We start from the raw sequence: 3,336 nt of genomic DNA, 5'->3' as shown, positions 1-3,336 counted from the left end.
GGTAACAGGGGTTCGAATCCCCTACGGGTCACCATTAGTTATCGAACTTAAATTATGAATGACGCGGGGTGGAGCAGCTCGGTAGCTCGTCGGGCTCATAACCCGAAGGTCGCAGGTTCAAATCCTGCCCCCGCAACCAAATCTTCTTACTTGAAGAAGTGCCTCGTGGAACCGTGGTGTAGAGGCCTAACATGCCTGCCTGTCACGCAGGAGATCGCGGGTTCGAATCCCGTCGGTTCCGCCATTTAAATGTACTCCTAGAATTAAATAGATGCGGACGTGGCTCAGCGGTAGAGCATCGCCTTGCCAAGGCGAGGGTCGCGGGTTCGACTCCCGTCGTCCGCTCCATAAGAATGCGCCCTTAGCTCAGCTGGATAGAGCGTTTGACTACGAATCAAAAGGTCGGGAGTTCGAATCTCTCAGGGCGCGCCATTTCAAGCATCATTGAATGATCTAAGCGTCATTTGATTCGAATGATGAAGTTCGTCGGAGCCTAAGCATCGATAGGAATACATCGCAATCGGGCACGAAAGTGACCGTATCTCTCAGGGCGCGCTGTTAATTACTTTTGCCAAACTGAATCGACTGATAATAAGGTGGGTTAAGCTGATTTACAGCTTGATCCACTTTTTTTGTTATCGTGCATGCGAAGCTTTACCTAAAACGGGATTATCATCGCGAAAGCGCCACAACTGCATAAATTCCGGCGCCCGGGGACAAATTAAGGAAAAAATCAGAATGAAGGGATTAACATGAGTGCTTTTCGTCTGAAAAAGCAACTATGGCGCCGATGGAGACGTTGGAAAAAAGCGCTGTGGGTCGGAACGGCCTGCTCGGTTCTTGGTATATGCGCCTGGTTTGGTCTGCGGATGTCCGAGGATAATATATCGAGGCTGTTGACAGGTTCAATGTCGGCAGCAGAGCAAACTTTTGCCGAACTGAATGGACGCATCTCGGGTGACAACACCCTTGTGCGCGGACAGGCTTCCGCTGTGTTCGAACAGAAAGGTCAGGAGGAGCAGGCCTTGGAACAGGGCGGTGCCGATACGAATTCGCTAATCCGGGTTATTGCAAATAGTGGGATTAGCCGGAAAGTGCATTACAAGATAACCTACGTAAGCGGCGAGGAGATTCATGATGTGCCCCGTGCCATGAGCCCCGAGAAATTGAAGACCCTTATTGCCGAGCATTCAGACTGGCGGGGGAAGATCGGACCCGATGGAGACGTTTGGCTCGAACGGAATGTGAACGATCTATCTCCTTCCTGCAAGAAGGAGGCGTACATTGGCCTAGACAACGAAGGAAATCTCACTCTGTTCAAAGGCCCTCCGAAGCAGGAGGAGGCGCTCAAAACCTTTTTTCAAATCGATATAGGCACTATGAAATCGGCTCTGCCGGAAAAGGTATGGAGTCAGCTTCAAGGTGGAATCCGTGTGCAGGATATCGATGAGTACAACAGCGTTCTGTCAACCTTCAGCGATTATGCGAGGGACAATGCCGAGGCGATGTAAAGCAGCAGTTGAGCAGCTGATAATAGAAAATGGAAATTGGACCGTGGGCGATAGCCTGCGGTCTTTTTGCTGGTACGGTAAATTTAATGCCCCCTGTGCAGCCTATTTTTGCTATAATGGGTAGAAGGAATACATATGTTCGCTTTCAATGCGGGAACTGGACCGGACGGGGAGGCTCCCGGTTACAATAGAGGAGAGATGGTTTGTGCGAATTTTGGGGATCGACCCGGGGATTGCGATTGTCGGCTTCGGTTTCATTGACAAGAACGGCAGTAAGCTTACGCCGGTGCAGTACGGCTCCATTCAGACGGAAGCCCATACCCCGGAGGAGGAGCGGCTGCTTCATGTCTATGAGGGGATGCTGCAGCTGATCGACCGCTACAAACCGGATGCCGTGGCGATGGAGAAGCTGTTCTTCAACCGGAACGTGACGACGGCAATGTCGGTTGGGCAGGCGCGTGGTGTACTGGTGCTGGCGGCGGTGCAGCGCGGGCTTGCTGTTTCGGAATATACACCGATGCAGGTGAAGCAGGCGATAGTCGGCTACGGCAAGGCGGAGAAACGCCAGGTTCAGGAAATGGTGAGGATGTATCTGAAGCTGTCCGCCATTCCGAAACCGGATGATGTGGCCGATGCGCTGGCGGTTGCAGTATGTCATGCCCACTCGTACACGCTGAATTCGAAGATAAATGAGGTATTGCGAAAATGATCGATTATTTGAGGGGACCGGTCGTCCATCTGGAGCAGGAATATGTGGTGCTGGATGTTCAGGGCGTGGGGTACCGGGTATTTTGTCCAAATCCCTATGCTTTTGCCAAACAAGAGGGGCCGGTAACGGTATATATTCATCATCATGTTCGCGAGGATGCAATTCTCCTGTTCGGCTTTCCTACCCGCGAAGAGCAGAAGCTGTTCCGCAAGTTGATCGAGGTGTCGGGCATCGGCCCCCGCGTGGCGCTTGGGATTCTGACGGGGGGTACACCGGATCATGTCATTTCGGCGATTTATCAGGAGAATATTACATTCCTGACGAAGCTGCCGGGAATCGGCAAGAAGACGGCGCAGCGTATGATTCTTGATCTGAAAGACAAGCTGGACGGTCTGGGGACCGTAACGCTCCAAACCGGACTGTTTGCTGTGGAGGAGAATGCGGAGAGCGGTACCGGCGAGGTGTCCTGGCAGGAGGCCAGAGATGGGCTTAAGGCGCTCGGATACACGGAGAGTGAGCTGGATCGTGTCTGGCTGACGCTCAAGAAGGAAGGCGCGGAGACTGCTTCGGTCGACGTGCTGATGAAAAAGGCGCTTAAGCTGCTGTACGTGGCGAAGTAGTCTGGATTTGGCGAAGCAATGAGCAGATAAGCAGCAGGTGACGAAGGTCCGCTAAGTACATGATGAAGTGGAGCGATGGAAAGATGGAGGACCGGATCATATCCGCAAATTTAATGATGGAAGACCAGGCGGTGGAACTTAGCTTGCGTCCCCGCTTTCTGGCTGAATATATTGGGCAGAACCAGGTTAAGGAGAATCTGAAAATCTATATCGAAGCGGCAAAAATGCGGGGAGAGGCGCTCGATCATGTGCTGTTGTACGGACCGCCGGGTCTGGGCAAGACGACGCTGGCCAACATCATCGCCAACGAATTGGGAGTGAGCCTGCGGACGACGTCCGGCCCTGCGATTGAGCGGCCGGGCGATCTAGCAGCGCTGCTGACCAATCTGCAGGAGGGCGATGTGCTGTTCATCGATGAGATTCACCGGCTGCACCGGACCGTGGAGGAAGTTCTGTATCCGGCGATGGAGGATTTCGCGCTTGATATTATGATTGG

General features: G+C 52.9%; 4 protein-coding genes and 4 tRNA genes. All 8 read left to right on the top strand.

Features of this window, described 5'->3' with window-relative positions:
* Nucleotides 1–62 precede the first annotated feature (62 nt).
* A tRNA-Met gene (locus L692_RS0118315) sits at nucleotides 63–139 on the top strand.
* Nucleotides 140–167: 28 nt separating this feature from the next.
* A tRNA-Asp gene (locus tag L692_RS0118310) sits at nucleotides 168–244 on the top strand.
* A gap of 29 nt (nucleotides 245–273) precedes the next feature.
* Nucleotides 274–348: transfer RNA gene (locus L692_RS0118305), tRNA-Gly, on the top strand.
* A 7-nt stretch (nucleotides 349–355) separates the two neighbouring features.
* A tRNA-Arg gene (locus L692_RS0118300) sits at nucleotides 356–432 on the top strand.
* Nucleotides 433–752: 320 nt separating this feature from the next.
* A complete protein-coding gene (locus tag L692_RS0118295) occupies nucleotides 753–1,511 on the top strand; it encodes a BofC C-terminal domain-containing protein (protein WP_025701540.1) in 759 nt (252 codons plus the stop codon).
* A 205-nt stretch (nucleotides 1,512–1,716) separates the two neighbouring features.
* Nucleotides 1,717–2,220 carry a crossover junction endodeoxyribonuclease RuvC gene (gene ruvC / locus L692_RS0118290; protein ID WP_025701539.1) on the top strand — a complete coding sequence of 168 codons (504 nt, stop codon included), beginning with the start codon at nucleotides 1,717–1,719 and terminating at the stop codon, nucleotides 2,218–2,220.
* Entirely contained in the window at nucleotides 2,217–2,840 is a 624-nt protein-coding gene (ruvA, locus tag L692_RS0118285) for a Holliday junction branch migration protein RuvA (protein ID WP_025701538.1), read from the top strand. The genes ruvC and ruvA overlap by 4 nt, the downstream gene beginning before the upstream one ends.
* A gap of 83 nt (nucleotides 2,841–2,923) precedes the next feature.
* Nucleotides 2,924–3,336, top strand: a 413-nt coding sequence (locus L692_RS0118280) for an AAA family ATPase (RefSeq protein ID WP_025701537.1), incomplete at its 3' end; no start/stop codon positions are given.

The sequence above is a fragment of the Paenibacillus forsythiae T98 genome (assembly GCF_000520735.1).
Taxonomy (GTDB): domain Bacteria; phylum Bacillota; class Bacilli; order Paenibacillales; family Paenibacillaceae; genus Paenibacillus_AQ; species Paenibacillus_AQ forsythiae.
This window is presented reverse-complemented; position numbering and strand designations above follow the sequence as displayed.

Bases quoted from the DNA above. Each gene is read 5' to 3' on its own strand.
- ruvA (WP_025701538.1), top strand. From the start codon at position 2,217: ATGATCGATTATTTGAGGGGACCGGTCGTCCATCTGGAGCAGGAATAT.
- L692_RS0118295 (WP_025701540.1), top strand. From the start codon at position 753: ATGAGTGCTTTTCGTCTGAAAAAGCAACTATGGCGCCGATGGAGACGT.